At 59.0% G+C, this 18875-nt stretch carries 22 protein-coding genes and 1 riboswitch; of the genes, 7 read left to right on the top strand and 15 right to left on the bottom strand.

Annotated features, from left to right (window positions below; translation table 11 throughout):
• Positions 1 to 206: 206 nt before the first annotated feature.
• A complete protein-coding gene (gene panB / locus ACIOWE_RS20705; RefSeq protein ID WP_401395210.1) occupies positions 207 to 1022 on the top strand; it encodes a 3-methyl-2-oxobutanoate hydroxymethyltransferase in 816 nt (271 codons plus the stop codon).
• A gap of 6 nt (positions 1023 to 1028) precedes the next feature.
• Here the strand turns inward: panB and ACIOWE_RS20700 are convergent, their stop codons facing one another.
• The 6 genes from ACIOWE_RS20700 to ACIOWE_RS20675 all read right to left on the bottom strand — a co-directional run bounded on the left by ACIOWE_RS20700 (position 1029) and on the right by ACIOWE_RS20675 (position 6150).
• Positions 1029 to 2423 (bottom strand): PLP-dependent aminotransferase family protein, encoded by a 1395-nt coding sequence (locus tag ACIOWE_RS20700; protein WP_401395207.1) that lies wholly within the window; start codon positions 2421 to 2423, stop codon positions 1029 to 1031.
• A gap of 2 nt (positions 2424 to 2425) precedes the next feature.
• Positions 2426 to 3145, bottom strand: a complete 720-nt coding sequence (locus ACIOWE_RS20695) for a hypothetical protein (protein WP_401395204.1) — start codon at positions 3143 to 3145, stop codon at positions 2426 to 2428.
• Positions 3142 to 3678 carry an AAA family ATPase gene (locus ACIOWE_RS20690; RefSeq protein ID WP_401395201.1) on the bottom strand — a complete coding sequence of 179 codons (537 nt, stop codon included), beginning with the start codon at positions 3676 to 3678 and terminating at the stop codon, positions 3142 to 3144. Before ACIOWE_RS20690 ends, ACIOWE_RS20695 begins: the two co-directional genes overlap by 4 nt.
• Before the next feature lie 55 nt (positions 3679 to 3733).
• Positions 3734 to 4786 carry an NAD(P)/FAD-dependent oxidoreductase gene (locus ACIOWE_RS20685; protein ID WP_401395198.1) on the bottom strand — a complete coding sequence of 351 codons (1053 nt, stop codon included), beginning with the start codon at positions 4784 to 4786 and terminating at the stop codon, positions 3734 to 3736.
• A 205-nt stretch (positions 4787 to 4991) separates the two neighbouring features.
• Positions 4992 to 5468, bottom strand: a complete 477-nt coding sequence (locus ACIOWE_RS20680) for a hemerythrin domain-containing protein (RefSeq protein ID WP_401395195.1) — start codon at positions 5466 to 5468, stop codon at positions 4992 to 4994.
• Between the two features lie 304 nt (positions 5469 to 5772).
• Positions 5773 to 6150 (bottom strand): low affinity iron permease family protein, encoded by a 378-nt coding sequence (locus ACIOWE_RS20675; RefSeq protein ID WP_401395192.1) that lies wholly within the window; start codon positions 6148 to 6150, stop codon positions 5773 to 5775.
• 81 nt (positions 6151 to 6231) lie between these two features.
• On the opposite strand from ACIOWE_RS20675, the gene ACIOWE_RS20670 reads away from it, so the two are divergent.
• Positions 6232 to 6666: a DNA methylase gene (locus ACIOWE_RS20670; protein ID WP_401395189.1), complete on the top strand. Its 435-nt coding sequence runs from the start codon at positions 6232 to 6234 to the stop codon at positions 6664 to 6666.
• Here the strand turns inward: ACIOWE_RS20670 and ACIOWE_RS20665 are convergent.
• The 5 genes from ACIOWE_RS20665 to ACIOWE_RS20645 all read right to left on the bottom strand — a co-directional run bounded on the left by ACIOWE_RS20665 (position 6663) and on the right by ACIOWE_RS20645 (position 11397).
• A complete protein-coding gene (locus tag ACIOWE_RS20665) occupies positions 6663 to 6878 on the bottom strand; it encodes a PLD nuclease N-terminal domain-containing protein (protein ID WP_201232673.1) in 216 nt (71 codons plus the stop codon). The two genes, ACIOWE_RS20670 and ACIOWE_RS20665, sit on opposite strands and share 4 nt — an antisense overlap.
• Before the next feature lie 52 nt (positions 6879 to 6930).
• Entirely contained in the window at positions 6931 to 7854 is a 924-nt protein-coding gene (locus ACIOWE_RS20660) for an ABC transporter substrate-binding protein (RefSeq protein ID WP_401395186.1), read from the bottom strand.
• Positions 7851 to 8210 carry a (2Fe-2S) ferredoxin domain-containing protein gene (locus ACIOWE_RS20655; RefSeq protein WP_401395183.1) on the bottom strand — a complete coding sequence of 120 codons (360 nt, stop codon included), beginning with the start codon at positions 8208 to 8210 and terminating at the stop codon, positions 7851 to 7853. Before ACIOWE_RS20655 ends, ACIOWE_RS20660 begins: the two co-directional genes overlap by 4 nt.
• Positions 8210 to 10147, bottom strand: a complete 1938-nt coding sequence (locus tag ACIOWE_RS20650) for a TonB-dependent receptor plug domain-containing protein (protein WP_401395180.1) — start codon at positions 10145 to 10147, stop codon at positions 8210 to 8212. The genes ACIOWE_RS20655 and ACIOWE_RS20650 overlap by 1 nt, the downstream gene beginning before the upstream one ends.
• Positions 10148 to 10239: 92 nt before the next feature.
• A riboswitch (cobalamin riboswitch) is annotated at positions 10240 to 10446 on the bottom strand.
• A gap of 39 nt (positions 10447 to 10485) precedes the next feature.
• On the bottom strand, positions 10486 to 11397 hold the full coding sequence (locus tag ACIOWE_RS20645; RefSeq protein WP_401395292.1) for a LysR family transcriptional regulator: 912 nt from the start codon (positions 11395 to 11397) through the stop codon (positions 10486 to 10488).
• Between the two features lie 186 nt (positions 11398 to 11583).
• Between ACIOWE_RS20645 and ACIOWE_RS20640 the strand changes: the two genes are divergently transcribed.
• From ACIOWE_RS20640 to ACIOWE_RS20630, 3 genes are all read left to right on the top strand, one after another.
• Positions 11584 to 12024: a DoxX family protein gene (locus tag ACIOWE_RS20640; RefSeq protein WP_401395177.1), complete on the top strand. Its 441-nt coding sequence runs from the start codon at positions 11584 to 11586 to the stop codon at positions 12022 to 12024.
• Positions 12025 to 12094: 70 nt separating this feature from the next.
• The gene (locus tag ACIOWE_RS20635) at positions 12095 to 13018 is read left to right on the top strand and encodes an NADP-dependent oxidoreductase (RefSeq protein ID WP_401395174.1); all 924 of its coding nucleotides are present in this window, start codon (positions 12095 to 12097) and stop codon (positions 13016 to 13018) included.
• Positions 13019 to 13164: 146 nt separating this feature from the next.
• Positions 13165 to 14292, top strand: a complete 1128-nt coding sequence (locus ACIOWE_RS20630; RefSeq protein ID WP_401395171.1) for a saccharopine dehydrogenase — start codon at positions 13165 to 13167, stop codon at positions 14290 to 14292.
• A 9-nt stretch (positions 14293 to 14301) separates the two neighbouring features.
• Here the strand turns inward: ACIOWE_RS20630 and ACIOWE_RS20625 are convergent, their stop codons facing one another.
• The gene (locus ACIOWE_RS20625) at positions 14302 to 14763 is read right to left on the bottom strand and encodes a thiol-disulfide oxidoreductase DCC family protein (RefSeq protein WP_401395168.1); all 462 of its coding nucleotides are present in this window, start codon (positions 14761 to 14763) and stop codon (positions 14302 to 14304) included.
• Positions 14764 to 14969: 206 nt separating this feature from the next.
• Here ACIOWE_RS20625 and ACIOWE_RS20620 point away from each other — a divergent pair, with 206 nt between their 5' ends.
• On the top strand, positions 14970 to 15566 hold the full coding sequence (locus tag ACIOWE_RS20620; protein ID WP_401395166.1) for a DJ-1/PfpI family protein: 597 nt from the start codon (positions 14970 to 14972) through the stop codon (positions 15564 to 15566).
• 18 nt (positions 15567 to 15584) lie between these two features.
• On the opposite strand, the gene ACIOWE_RS20615 is transcribed toward ACIOWE_RS20620, so the two are convergent.
• Positions 15585 to 16217, bottom strand: coding sequence for a TetR family transcriptional regulator (locus tag ACIOWE_RS20615; protein ID WP_401395163.1), 633 nt, complete (start codon positions 16215 to 16217; stop codon positions 15585 to 15587).
• 112 nt (positions 16218 to 16329) lie between these two features.
• Here ACIOWE_RS20615 and ACIOWE_RS20610 point away from each other — a divergent pair, with 112 nt between their 5' ends.
• Positions 16330 to 16986, top strand: coding sequence for an O-methyltransferase (locus ACIOWE_RS20610; RefSeq protein ID WP_401395160.1), 657 nt, complete (start codon positions 16330 to 16332; stop codon positions 16984 to 16986).
• A gap of 96 nt (positions 16987 to 17082) precedes the next feature.
• Here the strand turns inward: ACIOWE_RS20610 and ACIOWE_RS20605 are convergent, their stop codons facing one another.
• Complete coding sequence (locus tag ACIOWE_RS20605) at positions 17083 to 17823, bottom strand: NAD-dependent epimerase/dehydratase family protein (protein WP_401395157.1); 741 nt, start codon at positions 17821 to 17823, stop codon at positions 17083 to 17085.
• Positions 17824 to 18427: 604 nt separating this feature from the next.
• Positions 18428 to 18811, bottom strand: a complete 384-nt coding sequence (locus ACIOWE_RS20600) for a hypothetical protein (RefSeq protein ID WP_401395154.1) — start codon at positions 18809 to 18811, stop codon at positions 18428 to 18430.
• Positions 18812 to 18875: the final 64 nt, after the last annotated feature.

Genomic DNA, 18875 nt, shown 5'->3' with positions numbered 1-18875 from the left:
CGGGAGCAAGCTCCCTCGCCACAGGGTATTGATCAAATCGGTGATTGGCTGGGTTGGTTTTCAGGGCAAATCTGTGCATTGAATTCTCCCCGATCCAGCCAATAATCGAGCGCTCAATCCGCTGGGAGTCGAATGTCCATTGGCAGCATTCGACAGGGCCTTCGACGAGGTCTCTCACCCACGGGCAATCCTCTCAGGAAGAGCAAATGAGCATCCATACCCGCACCAAACGACTGACCGTTCCGCAATTGGTGGCGATGAAAGGCCAACAGAAAATCGTCTCGCTGACGGCGTACACCAGCGCCATCGCCAGGCTGATCGACCCGATTGTCGATTTCATTCTGGTCGGCGACTCGACGGCGATGGTCGGCTATGGTCGTAGCTCGACACTGAGCATGCAGCTTGAAGAAATCATCGGCCACACCCGGGCGGTGGTCGATAGCACGCAACTGGCCTGTGTCATCGCCGATATGCCGTTTGGCAGCTATCAGGAATCCCATGAACAGGCTTTTCGCAATTGCGCTCAGGTGCTGGCGCGTACCGGTTGTGATGCGGTCAAGCTGGAGGCCAACAAGGCGCTGGCGTCTACTGTCGAATTCCTCGTGGCGCGCGGTATACCGGTCATGGCTCACGTCGGGCTGATGCCGCAGTTCGTCAACGTCATGGGCGGGTTCAAGGCACAGGGCCTGAGCGCTGAAGCCGGCGCGGTGATTGCCGAGGATGCCCGGGCCAATCTTCAGGCCGGTGCGTTCAGTCTGGTGCTTGAGGGTGTGGCCGAAGGCGTCGCTCGGCAGATCACGGCCGATTCGAAAATGCCCACTATCGGCATTGGCGCGTCGCCGGCCTGCGACGGTCAGGTGCTGGTGACCGAGGACGTGTTGGGCCTGGGCGGTGCGCAGGTGCCACGCTTCGTCAAACAGTACGCCGATGTCGGCGCGGTGATCCGCGATGCCTGTGAGCGTTTTGCCGAGGAGGTGCGTCAGGGGCAGTTCCCTGAAGCGCGGCATTGTTATGGGCTCTGAGCGGGGTTAGCGCGCTTCGCCGATCGCCTGCGCCAGTTGCTTCAAGGCCTGGGCAATGTCCTTGTTCCATTCGAGGGTGTAGCTCAGGCGCAGGTGATGCTTCCAGTAGCCTTGCTGACTGAAGACTTCCCCCGGGATGATGACGATGCCTTGCGCCAACATGCGCTCAAAGACCCGGCGCATGTCCACCGGGTGTGTGGCTTTGAGCCAGAAACTCGCGCCGCCCTGTGGGACCACCACCTGCCATTGGCCGTTGCCGTGTTCCTCCAGTAACGCCTTCATGCGCTGCATGCGCTCCTGTAGCAGGGCGCGCAGCGTTTGCAGGTGCTGGTCGATGCGTCTGGAGTGGAACAGTCGGGCGATTGCTTTCTGTCGGGTCGGCGAGAGGCGAAACCCTCGCTCGATGAACAGCCGTTGAAATTGCCGTCCATGCTGGCGACAGAGCACGTAACCGTAAGGGGCTTCCGCGCCAATGATCTTGTCGAAGGTCGACAACACCAGCAGTTTTTCCGGGTCGGCAAAGTCGCGGTAGCGAGCAGGTTCCGGCTCGAAGCACAGTTCACCGTAGGTATCGTTTTCGAACAGCCAGATATCCCGCTCCGCCAACCAGCGACAGATTTGCTGTTTGTCCTGCGCCGGCATCAGGTTGCCTTGGGGGATGTTCACGGTCGACGACAGTACCGCCAGGCGGATGGGCTCAGCCTTGAGCAGCGCGTTGAGCGCTGGCAGGTCAAAGCGTCCGTCCTCGTCCAGTGGCATTTCGATCACGCGAATCTGCGCTGCCTGCAATTGGCGCAGAATCGCCCAAGAGCACGGTGATTCCACCAGTGCCAGCGTGCCTTGCAGGCTCAAGGCCTGGAGCGACAACGCCAGCACGCTCTGCAGATCGGCGCCGACGTACACGTGCTCGGCCTGCCAGTAGCTCTGCGTGGAACGGGTATAGCGCTCGGCCAACGTGGCGCGTAGTTCCGGCTCGCCCAGCGGTTGATAGTGCGGTGCCAGAACGGCGGGATATTGCCGGGTCAGTTCGCGTTCCATCATCAACAACGGGTTCTGCAGCGACGCCAGCATCGCCGGGGCGTCGCTGCACAGTGCGAGCATGCCCGGTTGTCGTGCGTTGACGAACGCGGTATCCAGCAGGTTGCTCGATTGCTCATTCGGCAGAGGGGCGGGCATCGATCGGGTGAAATAGCCGAGCTTGGGTCTGGCGTAGATTCGCCCTTCGTCTTCGAGCAGCGAATAGGCGTATTTGGTCGTCGACACCGACACGCTCAGACGCTGGGCGAGCTGGCGCAAGGACGGAAGTTTCAGTTCCCCCGGGCCATTGGCGGTCTCGATCAATTCGCTCAGATAGCGGTACACCGCCTGATAGGCAAACACCGCGTCTTTTCGGGTATCCATACTCACTCGCTGTGATTGTTGCGGTCCGCTGACATCAGCACCGTCTCCACCAGGTAAGCAGGCTGTGAATCATGCAGCGCCTGCGCGCTGTCGAGTGCCTGTCTGATCATCCGCCGTTCCTCGCCCATCAGTATCTTTCTACCGAAATCCTCGCACGCGCCACCCGGATCCATGTGCAACGAGAAGAGCCCGATGATCTGCTCGCCAGCCTCTTCGACGATCAACTCCATATAGGCCTCGTTCGATGTCACTGTCAGATAGGTCAACCCTTCAACAACCGCGCTACCGCACCACGTGATCCGTTCCCAGGCCCATGCATTGTTGAGTAGATGCCACGGGTTTGCGTGCGGCGCGAGTGCTTGCAGTACAGCCAGAAACCGCTCGCATGAAACAACATCAAGCTCATATTCGCGCTTACCACAGTGGGCGCGGCGTGAGGCTTCTGTAGTTGGGGCTGACGCTTGAGTCGCGCCAAGCACTTTTGCCTGCAAAAGATAGCTTTGGGCAATTTCCGAAGGCTGTTCACTCCAGCCATTCAAGTCGGAAACCGGCGGGGTCCAGACCAGGTCGATTGTTTCGCCGTCGGCTGGAAGGTCGTCGATATTGAAGAACGCGAAGGTGCTTTTGCCCACGCTTGGCAAAATATCATCGAGGCGAAGCGTGGCGGCGCCGTAGTCGATTCCTCGATGCTGGGACCAGAACATCGGCCAGTAGATTTTCATGCTTCAGCCGTCTGCGTTTGAGTCGACAGACCGGCGAGAAACGCCGAAATCTGCTGCGAACCCCGTAGGTGAACGACCGGTATTTGCGAGCCAATGGCCAAACGGTTGGCCTCAATGCCGGGGCGATTGACCCGATCAAAGTGCAAGACGAATTTCAGAAAGCCCAGAAATGCTTTATCCAGTCGCTCGGTGCAGCCGGCCGGCAGGTCCGCACGTGGCCGGTTCAACGCGCTGCGCAGAATGACCCGGCGCAAACAGGTCAGGCGCGGTGTATCGATCCAGATAATCAAATCTGCACGGGGCAGCCGCAGATCGAAGGTGCGACGCGAATAATTGCCCTCACAGACCCAGGCGTCACCGGCAATGGCCTGTCGCAGCCGTTCGCGGAAAACCTGGTTATCCGGCTCGATCCAGCCAGGCTCCCAGAACAGTGGGTCGAGGTGCACCACCGCGAGATCCAGACGTTTGCCGATCTCCCGTGCCAGCGTTGATTTCCCGCTGCCCGAGTTGCCCAGAATAACGATGCGCTGCATGTGCAAATCCTTTGCAAAAAAATGCCGGCAAGTCTAAATCAAGCACTGCCGGAATTCACCGGAATCGCTGAGGGCGACACGGGGCGAGGGCGGTGGATGATTGGCCGTCGATGATTTCTTCACTGGCGAGGCGGCCGACGATGGCCGCCAGTGTGACACCGGGATGGATCGAGCAAACATAGGAGCCAGTGACGTTGGGCAGGAAGCCAACAATCGGCAGGCCATCGGCCGTGACGGGTTTGCGACCGATGCAGGCGGACTCTGGCTTGATGGAGGTGACCCCGTGAAGTTCTTGCTGAATGGCTTTGGCGCTTCGCAGGGCGATCGCTTGCGGTGAGTTTTGCGCTGTGTCGTCGAGATAGTCTTCGGCCGCCAGCAACGTTCCATCCGCGCTCTGCCGCACTTCCATTGCCGGGTTGGAGATGATGCTGCGCACAAGATTGGCCTGGGTCTTGTAGCGAATGAGGATGACCGGCGCGGCCTCGATGGGCAGCGATGTATTGAGCAAAGCGGTCAGAAGGGGAGTGCTGGTGCCCGCTGCGATTACGACAGTGTCGCAGGCGATGCTGCCGGTTGTGGTTTCAACGCCCGTTACCTGTGCGTCACTGATTGTGAAACCGAGTAACCGGGTTTGTGTGAGTACCCGCGCACCAAGGGATTCGGCTGCGGTGATCAACGCGTGAGTCGCTTGCGCCGGTTCGAGCGCGCCTTCATCGGCGGCGAAATGGGCTTGCAGCGGGGGATGCTTGAGATTCGGTTCTCGGGTGAGAATTTCGGCACGTGACAGCAGGGTTGCAGAATCATGCGCAAGGTCATCCGTGCTCGCCCCGTAAGACAGCGCGCCGGTCCAGCGTATTTTCAGCGAGGGCACTTCGGTTTCGAGTCGGTGATATTCGTTGATCGCCGCACCGCGCAGTTGCGCGATGGGATCGGGCCCGGCACAAGTCGCATTGATCCAGCCAAATGAGCGTCCCGTGGCGCCGCACGCGATATCTTCAGCCTCGATCACCGTCACGTCGGCACCTTTGCCCGCCAAGTGATACGCCAGTGACGCGCCGACGATGCCGGCGCCAATGACCACGATGCGCTTGCCTGCTCCATGTTCCATATCCACCTCCCTGTTGTTGGCCGGGTGACGGTACTACAGGTCGGTGCGGGCTGGCTCGCGAATGTGGTCTGAGATTCAGAATTGCTTGCGCCTGACTTGCCGCGCTCGTGAGCAAGCCCGCTCCCACAGGGATCTTCGGTGGTGGTTGGATTGATGCAACAAAAAAGCCCGGCATTTCTGCCGGGCTCGGGGTGGGCTCAGATGCTTACGCGGCCATGTTGCCGGCTGCCATGTCCTTCTTGTAACTGGCTTTCATCGCTTCCATTTCGGCACCGAGTTCATCGAGCCTGGCTTTGCCCAGGAGTTTTTTCGCCTGAGGAAACATTTCCGTTTCCTCTTCTTCGATGTGGTGCTCTAGCAGCTCCTTGACCACTTTCACTCGACCAGCGAATTCGGGCGTGCCGGGGTCGGTCATTTTCAGATCAGGCAGGACCAGCGAGTCCACGGTGCGGTGTTCTTCCTTCGCTTCGAAGTACATGATCTCCTGCTCTTTGCTGCCGGCTTCCTTGAACGCCGGATAGAGGATTTCTTCTTCGAGGCGGGTGTGGATCGAGATTTCCATCTCCAGCTTGGCCAACAGCTCGGTGCGTTTTTTCAACGCACGGTCGGTGGATTCGCTCAGTTGCGACAAGATGCCTTTCACTTTTTCATGGTCGGCTTTGAGAAGGTCGATGGCGTTCATGGGGGTTGCCTCTGCTTTCACGGATTGAACACAGACCGTTGTTCCACGGTGCTGTGGATTCTCTGAAGCTGTCGCATTTGCTGTGCCAACTCGCGGCACAGCCAGCAACTGCACTGGCTCGCGGGTTTTGTCGCAATTGAGGCAAAAGGCCTTCGTGCAGCCTGCATGAACAGCCTGCAGCCGGCATTGCAGTTCACCGCTTGGGATGAATTTGCGCGGGCGCGCAGATGTCCAACTCGTAACTAAGGAGCCGGCGCTGTATTTATCTCGACGCCTATCGCTAATGAATCAAGGTGCTTTGCCCTCAATCAGCGAACGGGCCGACATCGACCTGATCGTCTTCCCCAAGAGAACTGTAATGCGCACGCAGTTTGCGCAGTTCCCGGGTGCCCATTTTGTCCAGGCAAAGCGTGGCGTTTTGCGCGTCACTGGTAGCCCGGATCAGTTCGTCGATCTTCAGATGCAAAATGTCGTTGTCGCGGTTTTGTGTGTTCTGGATCAGGAACACCATCAAAAACGTAATGATCGTGGTCGACGTGTTGATGATCAGTTGCCAGGTGTCGTTGTAGTGAAAGTAGGGGCCAGTCAGTGCCCAGATGATGATCAAGACGATCGCGGCAACAAAGGTTTTCGAGCTGCCGGCCCAGTTGGACAGGGCCTGACAGAAAGACGCGAATTTCATGAGTGTGCGAGCTCTTGAGGAAGGTAAGGCATAGACCCCGGCAAACCTTTGAAATTCTTTTTTACAATTGCGGAGTGCTCAATGAGTAAAACGATCACCGCGCAGGACCTGCATATCCACTTTGGCCACGGCGATGAGACGCCGCTGTTCAAATGGTTGATCGCCAGTTTCCTGATGGGCAAACGCATCCAGGCCGACATTGCTGCGCAGGCTTATCGGGTGATTGTCGAGAAACGCCAGCGCGACACGCCGCGCAAGTTGGCCAACTGCAGCCATCGGGAACTGGTGGCGATGCTCGGCGAAGCGCATTACGTGCGCTACGACGAAACCACGGCGCAGCGCCTGCTGGCGTTGGCCCACAAGCTCAATGATGACTACGCAGGGAAGGTCGGCAATATCGTCGCCGCGAGTGCCGATCGCCAGGCGTTCGAAAAGCGCCTGGCGGAATTCGACGGGATCGGCCCGAAGACCGTTGAGATTTTCATGCGTGAAGCCGGCGCGCTGTTGTTCGGTTAGCGCCCGGAATGCGACGCCGTGTTCTGGCTGATGTGTTTCGGCCCTGCGATTGCCCAGGCGATCAGCCCGAACAGCGGCACAAACACGATCAGTACAATCCACACCCCTTTGTTGTTCGATTTCCCCTCGCTTTTACGCACCCGATTGATGGCCCACAGTTCGATAACTAGAAGAACTGCCGCCAGTACGATCCACACGGTTTCGATTTGCATTGGCTACCTCCTGATGGTTTTTCTTAGGTGGCGTGTGGTGCGGCGGGTTCATTTAATTTTCGTTGAGTGCCTTGAGTTGTCGGGCCAGATGCAGCGCGACGGCACCGCTGTTGAGCGTCGGCAGCAAATGAGTGAAAGGAATGTCGATCATGCGGTTTTCGCGCACGGCACGCAGGCGCGATAACACCGGGTCGTTCTTCAGCAACTGACGTTTGCGCCAGGCAGGTGACCATTCGGCATCGGCCAGCAGGATGACATCGGGCTCGCCGAGCAGCAGGGTTTCGCGGCTCACGGTCACTCGATACTGATTGATCCCGGCGAACAGATTGCGCGCGCCGGCAGCGGCGAGCAGCGTAGTCACGAACCCGCGGCCACCCTCCGAGTCGAGGCCGTTGACCTCGCTGTCGAGATAGAACACCGACAACGGTTTTTCGGCGCCGATCAGGGCACTTGCACGGGCCAGGTCGGCATCCATGGCGGCGCTGAGTTGTTGGGCTTTTTGCGGTTTGTGCAGCAGCGTGCCGAGGGTGTGCAGGTCGTGGCGCACGTGTTCGAAGTAATCCAGCGAATGCCCCGCGCAGGCCGCTTCCAGTAAGTAGGAACCGACCCCGTTGCGCGCCAGACCCGAGCGCGAGGTCACGCCGTCGCCGAACGCCGTGGCAAACCCGCCGACCACCAGATCCGGCTTCTGCGCATAGAGCACTTCGCTGGACGGGTATCGCTGCGCAATCACCGGGACACCGAAATACTCGGCGTTGCCATCCCCGGCATGGGTATCGTCCAGATACGCCACGCCCACCAGCGTCGGGCCGGCATCGAGGGCGAGCAACAGGTCAGCGGCGTGCTGATTGAGCGCAACAATGCGCGACGGCGGTGATTGCGCGGTGTTCCAGGTCTCGCTGCAATTTCGCAAGCTGTCGGCACCCGCAGCAGTAGAGCAGAGCAGGGCGCTCGCCAGTAGCCACGACGCCCTCATGTGCGCGCCTTGATCAGCAAATCGACGACGACCTCGCCACCGACCAGATGCCCTTCGACCAGCCGTTGCACGTCTTCGTTGCTGTGCACGCCATACCAGCACGTCTCCGGGTACACCGTGAGAATCGGCCCCAGATTGCACGGGAACTGACAGTGCGTGCGCGTCAGCAACACCCCGCCCGGGGTTTCGATGCGGTCATGCGCCAGCAAATGCCGGCGCAGGGTTTTCCATAACTGCAAGGCGCCGCGCTGGGTGCAGCGTGGGCCGGTGCAGAGGAACACGTGACGCGCATGTTCGGGGACGTGCGACCAGTCCGGATGGGTGTCGATGCCGTCGTGGCTGATGGAGTTCGTCATCAGAAGGTGTACGTGTAGCGGACTTCGGAGGTGAACGGCCGTCCGAGGTTGTCGACGTTGTTCGAGCGACTGGTGACGTAGTCGCGGTCGAACAGGTTTTCCACCAGCAGGCTCAGGCGATGCTGGTGGGCGTTGTCGAGGTAGCGGTAAGCGTCGGCATCCACCACCGAGTAATGCCCGTATTCAACCTGTTTCGAGCTGGTCACGTCGCGGATATAACGGATCGCGCCGCCGGCACCCCACAAACGATTCTCCGACTCAAAACCGATGCGTGAGCGGGCGAAGAAGCTCGGGATGTCATTGATCGTCACACCGGTGCGCGACTCGGTGAGGTTGCGGGTCATGTCGGCCTGCACACTCCATTGATCGTTGAGCGCGAGTTTCGCGTCAGCCTCGAGACCGCGCATGCGGATCTGCCCTTCGCCGTTGACCCACTGGATGTCGTCGAGGGTGATCAGGTCGTCGATCTTGCGTTTGAACAGGGTGACGCTGGCGCTGAATTCGCGGTCGAGCAGCAGGCCTTTGTAATCGAGACCCAGTTCGGCGTTGCGGCTTTTCTCCGGTTTGAGGTTGCGGTTGCCGATCTCGTCGCCCGGTTCATTGACGAACAATTGCTCGGCGTTCGGCAGTTTGTAGGCACTGCCGTACTGGCCGCGCAGGGACCAGTTTTCGTTGAGGTCATAAAGCGAGGTGAGCATGCCGACAGTGGCGCTATCACCGCCGGCCATGGCTTCGTGACGAATGCCGATGCTCGGGTGCCAATCGGGCAGGGCGTCAATCTGCGGACGCAGTTGCGTATAGATCGCGTGGGCTTCGGCCTTGTCATTGTCGATGATCAGCACATCGTCCTGGCCCTTGAACCATTGGTTGTCGGTACCGACAATCAGCACATGACCACCGGGCAATTCTGCTTTGCCCTCGGCCTGCACACCCCAATCGGTGAAACCCCAGTAGTCGTTGTGGTTGATGACTTTGGTGCCGCCACCGTCGACGTTGTTGATGCGCGTGTAGCGCGTGTCCCAGTCGTTGATATGACCTTTGACGAAGTAACTCAGGCGCTCATTGAGGTTCTGTTCGAAGGTCGCTGTGGCGATCTGTTGCACGCGGTCGTTGGTGGTCTTGTGATCGTTGACCGGGCGGGCGAAGTCGAGATTGGCGTCGGCGTATTGGTAGAACAGCTCCAGCCGCGAGTCATCGCCAAACGACTGAATGGCCTTGCCGCCGAACGTGGTGACTTCGTAGGCGCGCTTCTTCTCGGTATCGTTTTTCATGTCGCGGTTGCGAAACGGCTGGTAGCCGTCGGAGACGTTGTGGCTGACATACGCGAGCAAGCCGAGGTCGCCGAAACCATTGCTGAAGATGTTCTCGACCCGGGCGTCTTCAGTGGTGCCGCCGAAGGTGTCCAGGCCCAGATTGACTTCGCCGGAAGCTTTGCGGCTCTGCGGGCTGCGGGTGACGATGTTGATCACTCCCGACACTGCCTGCGTGCCGAACAACAGACTCTGCCCACCCTTGAGCACTTCGATGCGCTCGATGGCGTTGGCCGGCAGGGTGTCCAGATACAGGCCACCGTAGAGACGGTTATTCAGTCGCACGCCGTCGAGCAGGATCAGCGTGTCGTCGTTGCGCCCGCCCAGCAAGGAGTAGGTGCCGTAGTCGAACGGGCCGTTTTTCGGTGCGACGTACAAGCCGGGAATGAACATCTGCATGACGCGGCTGACATCGGCGCCGGGGCCTGCGCGCTCGATCTGCTCGCGGCTGACGATTTCCACTTTGCTGCCGTAGTGCGCCATGTCGGCGACGGTGGTGGACTCCACCGAGGGCGCGGAAACGATTTGCTGATTGAGTTCCAGCGGCGCGTCGTCGGCCAGCAGAAACGGGCTGAACAGGCAACCGAATAACAGGGAGGGAGCCGAGGGATTGAAAGGTCGAATCATTGTCTTCTCGAAAAGGATCTTCGCAGAAGAGCATGCAGGAGAAGGCATCGCGCACAGCCAATACCGGCCCATGCCCGCCCACCGCAGGATTTTGCCAAACAGAAATTCCAGGCCGGTCTCCGGGCTCACGCGTATCGATGCCTTCACCTTCCCATGGCTTTTTGGCCACAGTGGTGTGTCGAAAACATCACGCGTATACCGTTGCGGGGGCAGCACCGGACTTGTTCGAAAAGAACCTACCGGTTTCCCGTTTCACCCCATGCACGGCGGCATGGGACACCTGAAACTGGGCGGCATCTGAACATTCGACAGACCGTTCGTCAACTTTTCGGACCGGCCTATGCCTGCTGCGCCGCCCCCTGTTGCACAAAGCGCTCGATCAACCACCGCGCCGCCGGGCCGGGTGGCAGATCGGTGCGATAGATGACGTCGAAGGTGTAAATGCCGCTCTCGTATTCCGGCAACTGCAGGCGTACCAGACGACCGCTGCGCAAGTCCTCTTCGACCATCGGGACCGGCATGTTGCCCCAGCCGATGCCTTCGCGCAGCAGCATGTGTTTGGCGCCGAGGTCCGCCAACCGCCAGGTGCGGTTGCTGAGCACGGCGAACTCCCGGTCCTTGGTCAGCCGCGAACGGTCGGACAGCACCAGTTGAGTGAACTCGCGCCCGGCCCCCGGCGCATTCGACTCGCTTGAGGCCAACGGATGCCCGGGATCTGCCACCGGAATCAGCTCGACGCTGCCGACTGCGATTCTCTCGATACCGTCGATGCCTTCGTTCATCGGCCCGCTGACTCCGACGATGGCGTTACCGTTGATGACCAGCTCCGTGACGGCCCCAAGCGCCTCCATGTGCAAGTGCAGAGCAACGGTGGGGAAGGCTTCGCGAAAGGATTTCAGCGCGTCGACCACACGCTCGGGCGGCAGCATCACATCGAGTACCAGATGCACTTCGGCTTCCAGCCCTTGCAGCAAACCTTTCACTTTGGCGCGCAAGCCGTGCACGCCTTGGGCGATGGTCCGCGCTTCGGCCAGCACCGTGCGGCCGGCCTCGGTGAGTTGCGGTTTGCGGGTGGTCTGGCGATCGAACAGCGACACGCCGAGCTGCATTTCCAAGTTGGCAATCGAATAGCTGACCACCGAAGTGGCGCGGTGCAGCTTCCTCGCGGCCCCGGCAAAACTGCCGACGTCGACGACGGTCAGGAACACGCGCAGTTGGTCCAGGGTTGGTGTGCCCGGGTCGGAAATCATCGTCGCAGCCTCGAACATGACGGGGTGGGTCACGCAGATATAACCGAATGCTGCGTACTCAGCTTGTCTATTTTTTAGAACGTGATGATCTAAATTAGTCAGCTATTCAGATGAGTCGTTGCAGCGCAAGATTTTCTTCAACAGGGCGGTTCACGCCGAACCCCCGAACTTTTGAAGGAAATACCGATGACCATTTCTGCAAACACCGCTCAACCACAAGTCGCTGAACAGTCACGCGCCGATGTCGCTCAAGCCTCGGCCGCGTTGATCGGCCGTGTACTGCTCAGCGCGATTTTCATCCTCTCCGGTTTCTCCAAACTGGCCGCGCCGGCAATGATGATCGGGTACATCAGCTCCGTCGGGCTACCGCTGCCATCCGTGGCGTTGGCCGTGGCGATCATCGTTGAAATCGGCGGTGGCCTGGCGCTGATCGCTGGCTATCGCACTCGCACCGTGGCGGCGGTATTGGCGCTGTTCAGCGTGATGACTGCCCTGGCTTTCCATAACGCGCTGGGCGATCAGAACCAGTTCATCCACTTCTTCAAGAATATCGCCATGGCCGGTGGCCTGTTGCAGGTGGTGGCCTTCGGTGCCGGTCGCTTCAGCCTCGACGCACGCCGTACTTGAGTCGCGCTGTTGCCAGGGGAGAGCCCTGGCAACAGACGTTTGATCAACCCGTTAAACAGTGGAGATTGTGATGAAGGCTTTGCGTGTTTACGAGTACGGCGGTTCTGCAGCGTTGCGTCTGGAAGAGGTTGCCGATCCGGTTGCTGGAGCTGGCGAGGTGCTGATTCAGGTCGCCGCCGCCGGGGTCAATCCGATTGACTGGAAAATCCTCTCGGGTGCCATGCAGGCGTTCATCCCGCTGCCAATGCCGTTCACACCGGGCGTTGAAGTGGCCGGGACCGTGATCGCCAAGGGTGACGGCGTCACCGGCTTCAGCCTCGGCGACGAGGTATTCGGTTTCATCAACATCGTCGGCGGCTATGCGAGCAAAGCGGTGGCCCCGGTAGAAAAACTGGCGCTCAAGCCTCGCTCGCTGAGTGCGTTGCAGGCCGGCGCGGTGCCCGCCAGCGCGTTGACAGCGTGGCAGGCACTCACCGAACACGCCGGCGTGCAACGGCGGCAGAAAGTGTTGATTCACGCCGCTGCGGGTGGTGTCGGCAGTATGGCCGTGCAGATCGCCAGATATCTGGGCGCCGAGGTCTATGCCACGGCATCTGCGCACCATCATGCGTACCTCAAGGCACTCGGTGCCAACCACACCATCGACTACACCGCCCAGGCCTTCGAAGAACAGGTGTCCGGCATGGATGTGGTGCTGGACCTGGTCGGCGGTGAAACGCAGAAGCGCTCGTTCGCAGTGCTGAAAAGAAACGGTGTGCTGGTATCCCCCGTGAGCGCGCCAAACATGACCCTGGCAAACGACTACGGCATTACACCGGTCCACTTCGCCACCCGCTCTGATGGCCGGCAGCTGTCGCTGATCGCCGGGTTATTCGACAAGGGCCACCTGACCGTTGAGGTTGAGGCTTACCCCTTGAGTGACGCGGCAGCGGCCATCGATAAAAGCCTCGGTCGTCATTTACACGGCCGACTGGTGCTTGATACCACGCGGTAAGGGGCGGGTTCCGGCCTTATGACTGATCCGCCACACCTCCCGCGCGTCGGGTGTGGCGTGCGGGTACACGGATCTATATTCTCCACGGCCAGTACGTGGGTATCCGTTTTAGGCTGATAACAGCCTCGCAGTCAGGGACAGAAGACATGCAGTTCAGGGTGATGGTGGTCGGTGGCTACGGTAATTTCGGCAGCATTGTTTGCCGGCATCTGGCGGGCATGCGCGGTGTGGAGTTGGTGCTGTCCGGGCGTAATCCGGACAAGTTGCAAGGCAAGCTCGATGAGTTGAACAGCCAATCGGGGGCCGTTGCCGAAGGTTGGTGTGGCGATGCCATGGGGCCGGAGTTCAGCGCCGCTCTGAGCTTGCTGAACATCCATTTGGTGGTTCATACCGGTGGCCCGTTTCAAGGGCAGTCCTATGCGGTTGCCGAGAGTTGCATCGCCGCCTCGGTGAATTACTGTGATCTGGCTGACTGCCGAACTTTCGTCAACGGCGTGGGCCTGCTCAATGAGCGGGCGAAAGCGGCGGGTGTGGCGATCCTCAGTGGTTGCAGTTCGGTGCCAACGCTTTCTTCCGCGATCATCGATCAGCAGCGTCAGCGCTTCTCCCGTATCGACGCCATCGCACACGGCATTTCCTCCTCGGCGAAGATGCCGGGGTTGTCGACCATCGAAGGTGTGCTGGCCTACGCCGGTAAACCGATCCGGCAATTGAAGAACGGTCAGGTGCATGAGGTGTCCGGCTGGCTGGATCTGACCTTGCGCAAGATGCCGCAATTGGGCACTCGGTTGCTGGCCAACGTCGACGTGCCGGACATGGATATTTTTGCCGGTCGTTATGGCGCACAAAACCTCAGTTTTCAGGCCGGCGCCGGGCTGAAACTTGGTGGTATCGCCAATGGTCTGTTGGCGCAGGCACTGAAATTCGGGCTGGTGCGCGACCATGCGATCTGGGCGGCGCGCCTGCATCGACTGGGCACTCGGTTCGAACGTTTCGGCGATGGCAAAAGTGCGATGTACATTGATGTTCAGGGCGTGGGCGTTGACGGCAAACCGCTGTCCATGACCGCGCAACTGACCGCCCTGAATGACAAGGGCCCGGAAATTCCCAGCTGCGCCGCTGTGGCGCTGGCGACAAAAATGGCTCGGGGCTACGTGCCGTCATCCGGCGCTCGTCCATGTGTCGGCGAAATCAGCGTCGATGAATATCTGGCGGCGATCAACGATCCGGCCAACTTGAGCCTGTCCGTGCAGTTTTCTGACGGGCAGCGCTGAACAGGCTAATCAGGCAGACGGCGCCGCCATTTTCAGAAAACGCTGTTCGTGGTCAGGATCGGGCAACAGACAGGTATCGTATTTGCCGAACAGCCGATAGCGATTCAGCGCAATGCGGTCATAGCCCCAGTCGCGCAGCACACGCGGGAAAATCCGCAGCAGTCGCAAAGGCTGCCAGCGGCCGGACAACTGCTTGATGACTTCGAAAAAGGCATCCGAGCGTTCCCAGTAATGCCGGTCACGAATCACCGCCATGGTGTCGAACTGATCCAGCGGCAAACCCGCCCACGCGAGCAGCGCCTGGCCCTCGGGCGACTGCACCGCCGCCAGGCGCACACGGCGCTGATGATCATGCCGAATCAGGAACCGCGCCCAGCCATTGCAGAGTTTGCACACCCCGTCGAACAGCACCACCGTTTCGCCGGGCTTGAGCAGTGGCGCGGGGGTAGGGCGGAGTTGCGCGGTTGGCATGGTGTGGGTCCATTCAGTTGGAGTGACTGGATCATAACCGTGGGGACGGCTGGCGTCTGCTTGTGGGCGAGAAGCGAACGCCGAGGGAGGTTTACCAACGGACATGCCACGGGATTATCACGAGCGTATGCATGACAATTTTTTGATTGTGCAGGGTGATCGATTTTACGCTGGCGCTGAATAATCTCACCCGGCCGAGGCGTTCAATGCACATCGCCATCCTTACCTTCGAAGGCTTCAACGAACTGGACTCGCTCATCGCGTTCAACATCCTCAATCGAGTTCAGCAACCCGGTTGGCGAGTGTCTATCGCTAGCCCTGCAACCAAGGTGCAGTCAATGAACGGCCTGATGATTGAGGCCCATGCGTCACTGGAGGACGCCTGCGACGCGGACGCTGTGCTGGTGGGCAGCGGAAGGCTGACCCGCGAGGTGGTCGCGAATGCCGAGCAGATGTCACGGCTGAGGTTTGATCCTGCGCGACAACTGCTGGGCGCTCAATGCTCGGGCACTCTCATTCTGGCCAAACTGGGCCTGCTCGCCGATGTGCCGGCCTGCACAGATCTGATCACCAAACCATGGGTTGAAGAAGCCGGCGTGGCCGTGCTCAATCAACCGTTCGTGGCCAAGGGCAATGTCGCAACCGCCGGCGGCTGTCTGGCTTCGCAGTACCTGGCGGCCTGGTTCATCGCTCGTCTTGTTGATGTCGAGGCTGCACGCAGCGCGTTGCATTACGTCGCGCCGGTGGGGGAGAAGGACATTTACATAGAGCGTGCGATGGCGAATATTTCGCGATTTCTCTAACGCGGGAGTGGTGGCTGCTCACGGTTGATTGAGCGACACCACATAAGCACTGAACATATCCGCCAACCCATCGGCGAAACCGTTGATTTGCAGTTCGCTTCGCGGGCTGCCGGAGAAGTCTTTGCCGACCGAACTCAGCGTGGTCAATAGCAGATCGCAGGCCGCTGTGCGGATCGGGTCGCCGACATCGGGCAGCAATTCCAACATGAAGGCGGCGAAGATCTGTTGGCCCGACGCGCGCACTTCCTGGGCCTCGGGGGCGTCGCGATAGAGCGGCGCCGCGTCGTTCAGGGCGCCGCGCATCTGCGCTTCCTCGCACTCCGAACGAATGAACGCCTGCACCAGCGTGCGCAGGCGATCGAGCGGCGGCTCTTCGAGGTTTTGCAGAATCCGCTGCAACATTTGCGTGGTGTGCCGCCACTCATCGCTCTGCAAGCGGAACAGAATCGCAGCCTTGTTGGGGAAGTATTGGTACAACGAGCCAATACTCACGCCAGCCTTTTCCGCGACCCGTGCAGTGGTAAAACGGCTGGCACCGTGCTCGGTCAAAACCTGAATAGCCGCCTGCAGAATGGCCGCAACCAGATCAGTGGAACGCGCCTGCTGCGGCTGTTTGCGTGAGGAAATACGGGCGGTTTGGCGGTGGGTCATGAGCAACTCGGACCTTGGTGGGGAATGCGAATAGCGGATGTGCTGAATCACTCGCATCATTTAAAGGCGACGAATCACTCGCATTTTAGTCCCCAACTGATGGAAAGCAATCATGACGACCCTGACCACTGAGCCCTTGGCAAGCCTCATCGAACGCCTTTACAACCAGGCCAGCGCCGCCACTAGCCCGGTGCTTGCGACGGTGTCTGGCGAAGAGCGCGAACGCTTGATGCACAGCAAGACCGACTACCTGAAACTCTATGAACTGCTCAAGGACCTGTGGCTGCCGGTCTCCCGCGACACCGGCAAACTCCTGTACATGCTGGCGCGCAATGCCAAGGCCAAGGCAATCGTCGAGTTCGGCACCTCGTTCGGCCTGTCCACTCTGCACCTGGCTGCAGCGCTGCGCGATAACGGTGGCGGTGTGCTGATCGGCAGCGAATTCGAACCGTCGAAGATTGCTCTGGCGCGCCATCACTTCATTGAGGGCGGCGTCAGCGATCTGGTGGAAATTCGTGAAGGCGATGCGCTTGTGACATTGGCATCCGACTTGCCGGAATCTGTCGATCTGCTCCTGCTCGACGGGGCCAAGGCGTTGTATGGCGACGTGTTGAACCTGGTCGAAAAACACCTGAAACCGGGGGCGCTGGTGGTGGCGGATAACACCGACTACTGCCCGGAATATCTGGCTTACGTGCGGGCACCGCAGAACGGTTATCTGTCGGTGCCGTTTGCGGATGATATCGAGTTGTCGATGCGGGTGAGGTGATGCACGTCTCTTCAGGAGCCACCGATTTTGGTCGGTGACTCCCGAGGGAATGTCCAGGGCAAGGCTATAACGGTTGTAACTGAAAGGCACCTGCCATCAATCAGCTTGAGCGTGTCCTTCCAGAATCTTAAAAGCGTCGTCGAGGGGCGCGTACCCAACGGCTTTTCTGGTCTTATCAATCGAAAGGCGTTTGTAGCGGTTATCTGAAACTCCATGGACAACATGGAATCCAGTCAGCTCGGCCTCAACGCAACGCCAAAGTAATGCGACGACATCCCGATAACTGATAAACGCAGCTACGTCCCGAGGGCTGTGAGTTTCCCCTGGGTGAAATTCAGCTACGTTAGCAATACGGACTGCGATTGTTGTCATTTGCCCATCGTTGGCATACATCGAAGCCAGTGCTTCACCAAACGCCTTGCTGACCCCGTAAAGATTCCCGGGTCTGGGGGCCATCCATTCATGTACCTGGACATCCTTTGGATAACCTTCAATCGCCTGCGCACTGCTCGCGAATATGAAGCGCTTGCAGCCTTGAGTTTTTGCGGCAAACAGCATGTTGTAGGCACCGACAATATTCACAGGCAGCAGTGAAGACGTGAATTCAGCGTCCGCGTTCGGATCAGCAGCGAGATGAATCACGGTGTCCATGCCTGCGCAGGCTTCAAGGCAGCTGGCTTGATCTCTGATGTCGAGAGAGAAACGTTGGGCCGAGTCTGGGAGTGTTGATACGTCTACATCGGCCAGGCGCAGATCTGACTTATCGTCTCGCGCTGTCCAGAAAGCTCTGCCGATCCGGCCAGCAGCCCCTGTAACCAAAATTTTTTGCGTGCTCATTTCCGTATGTCCTTATGGTAAACGACACACTAGCCTCTCAGGCTTGTGACCGGTTCACAACTTCCGGGAAGAGTGTGACAAGAAGGCGCTCATTAAATGTCTTGCCAAATAGTCGATTAATTTGCACCGTTCGGCGGAACGCCATCCTATGGCTCCCGCGTAATCAAATCATTAGGTACCGAAATGGGCCCGTATCGCATACTGGTTTTAGAGATAGAAAAATTCGATAGATGGGAACAGCCTTGGAGTTTTTATGAGGTTTTATCAGCGTCACCTTCGCTGGATATAAATTCCCGTGAAAAACTGCAAAGCATATGGACTACAGCAATTGACGGCTCAAGCTGGCTATCGAGCAAAGACTTTGCTGAGGGTTGCTTGCTCGTAGATGCTCGTCTTGAGTCAAGTTTTCCGTGGCTTACTGCCAAGGCTCGACGGCAACTGGTCAAGGGAGCCTCCTATCAATGGCGTTAGCTACCTAAGCAACTCCCAGGCTCAACGATCCAGTGTGTTATCACACAACCTGGACCGAAAGCAGCCGCTATTGAAAGACCTCCTTCGCTCAACAACTACTCCATCAACCGAGCATCCCTGAGGCCAGCAATCTTCATCGAAACTTCCCCCGCCAGCGGCCGAACGCTCGCCGTCCTCTTACGATTCCCGATACAAACCACAAGCCTGCACCACTTGATGCAATGAACGCCGCCACGTCGCGCAACAGGTACCCACTGAAGCGCCATGGCTGTTCGCTGAAGACGAAATGTTCTTTGATCTTGTAGGGACTTCGGCCTGTCATTACATCGAGTTGCCCAAGAGTCAGCGCGTCGTAGAGATGCTCGCTGAGTGCCCAAGTGCAGAGCAGGCAAAGCAGGGCAGCGATGAAACAGTAGATGCGGATGCGATAGTCCGGTATCACACAATCTCTCTTCTCTTGATCTGCTGATAAGGGTCTGACTTTCATCACGGCGCTAAAGCGAGATTCAACGGTCAAGCCCGGTGACGTCGTCCGAAGAATAGTCAGAAATACAGAATCGGGCTGAGCTTCGTGATTAAAC

It is taken from the genome of Pseudomonas sp. NPDC087598 (assembly GCF_044743525.1).
Classification (GTDB): Bacteria; Pseudomonadota; Gammaproteobacteria; order Pseudomonadales; family Pseudomonadaceae; genus Aquipseudomonas.
Note: the sequence above shows the minus strand (reverse complement) of the source record. Positions and strands in the feature narration are given on the sequence as shown.

Excerpts from the sequence above, each read along its gene's own strand:
- ACIOWE_RS20635 (WP_401395174.1), top strand. The coding sequence starts at position 12,095 with ATGAAGGCTTTGCGTGTTTACGAGTACGGCGGTTCTGCAGCGTTGCGT.
- ACIOWE_RS20630 (WP_401395171.1), top strand. The coding sequence starts at position 13,165 with ATGCAGTTCAGGGTGATGGTGGTCGGTGGCTACGGTAATTTCGGCAGC.
- ACIOWE_RS20640 (WP_401395177.1), top strand. The coding sequence starts at position 11,584 with ATGACCATTTCTGCAAACACCGCTCAACCACAAGTCGCTGAACAGTCA.
- ACIOWE_RS20625 (WP_401395168.1), bottom strand. The coding sequence starts at position 14,763 with ATGCCAACCGCGCAACTCCGCCCTACCCCCGCGCCACTGCTCAAGCCC.
- ACIOWE_RS20620 (WP_401395166.1), top strand. The coding sequence starts at position 14,970 with ATGCACATCGCCATCCTTACCTTCGAAGGCTTCAACGAACTGGACTCG.
- ACIOWE_RS20660 (WP_401395186.1), bottom strand. The coding sequence starts at position 7,854 with ATGAGGGCGTCGTGGCTACTGGCGAGCGCCCTGCTCTGCTCTACTGCT.
- ACIOWE_RS20610 (WP_401395160.1), top strand. The coding sequence starts at position 16,330 with ATGACGACCCTGACCACTGAGCCCTTGGCAAGCCTCATCGAACGCCTT.
- ACIOWE_RS20680 (WP_401395195.1), bottom strand. The coding sequence starts at position 5,468 with ATGAACGCCATCGACCTTCTCAAAGCCGACCATGAAAAAGTGAAAGGC.
- panB (WP_401395210.1), top strand. The coding sequence starts at position 207 with ATGAGCATCCATACCCGCACCAAACGACTGACCGTTCCGCAATTGGTG.
- ACIOWE_RS20615 (WP_401395163.1), bottom strand. The coding sequence starts at position 16,217 with ATGACCCACCGCCAAACCGCCCGTATTTCCTCACGCAAACAGCCGCAG.
- ACIOWE_RS20675 (WP_401395192.1), bottom strand. The coding sequence starts at position 6,150 with ATGAAATTCGCGTCTTTCTGTCAGGCCCTGTCCAACTGGGCCGGCAGC.
- ACIOWE_RS20665 (WP_201232673.1), bottom strand. The coding sequence starts at position 6,878 with ATGCAAATCGAAACCGTGTGGATCGTACTGGCGGCAGTTCTTCTAGTT.
- ACIOWE_RS20670 (WP_401395189.1), top strand. The coding sequence starts at position 6,232 with ATGAGTAAAACGATCACCGCGCAGGACCTGCATATCCACTTTGGCCAC.
- ACIOWE_RS20655 (WP_401395183.1), bottom strand. The coding sequence starts at position 8,210 with ATGACGAACTCCATCAGCCACGACGGCATCGACACCCATCCGGACTGG.
- ACIOWE_RS20690 (WP_401395201.1), bottom strand. The coding sequence starts at position 3,678 with ATGCAGCGCATCGTTATTCTGGGCAACTCGGGCAGCGGGAAATCAACG.
- ACIOWE_RS20700 (WP_401395207.1), bottom strand. The coding sequence starts at position 2,423 with ATGGATACCCGAAAAGACGCGGTGTTTGCCTATCAGGCGGTGTACCGC.
- ACIOWE_RS20650 (WP_401395180.1), bottom strand. The coding sequence starts at position 10,147 with ATGATTCGACCTTTCAATCCCTCGGCTCCCTCCCTGTTATTCGGTTGC.
- ACIOWE_RS20695 (WP_401395204.1), bottom strand. The coding sequence starts at position 3,145 with ATGAAAATCTACTGGCCGATGTTCTGGTCCCAGCATCGAGGAATCGAC.
- ACIOWE_RS20645 (WP_401395292.1), bottom strand. The coding sequence starts at position 11,397 with ATGATTTCCGACCCGGGCACACCAACCCTGGACCAACTGCGCGTGTTC.
- ACIOWE_RS20605 (WP_401395157.1), bottom strand. The coding sequence starts at position 17,823 with ATGAGCACGCAAAAAATTTTGGTTACAGGGGCTGCTGGCCGGATCGGC.
- ACIOWE_RS20685 (WP_401395198.1), bottom strand. The coding sequence starts at position 4,786 with ATGGAACATGGAGCAGGCAAGCGCATCGTGGTCATTGGCGCCGGCATC.